General features: G+C 69.8%; 1 pseudogene. It reads right to left on the bottom strand.

Going from position 1 to position 252, the window contains the following annotated elements:
• Positions 1-252 (bottom strand): annotated as a pseudogene (locus TW83_RS21365) (phosphoribosylformylglycinamidine synthase II); the annotation flags it as partial.

Raw genomic sequence — 252 nt, 5'->3', positions numbered from 1 at the left:
CCAGGCCGCCGTCCGACAGGTCGGTCGCCGATGCCAGGTGGCCCCGGTTGGCGCGCAGGAATTCGCCGTTGCGGCGTTCGTCGTCCAGATCGACATGCGGCGCATCGCCGGATTCGATGCGGAACGCCTCCCACGCCAGAGCCGACTGTTCAAGGTGACCGCGCGTGGCACCGATCACCAGGGCCAGGTCACCCTGCGCTGGCAGGCCCGCGATCAGATCGTCCAGATCGGCGATCAGGCCGACGCCGCCGA

It is taken from the genome of Paracoccus sp. S4493 (assembly GCF_000967735.1).
Classification (GTDB): Bacteria; Pseudomonadota; Alphaproteobacteria; order Rhodobacterales; family Rhodobacteraceae; genus Paracoccus; species Paracoccus marcusii.
This window is presented reverse-complemented; position numbering and strand designations above follow the sequence as displayed.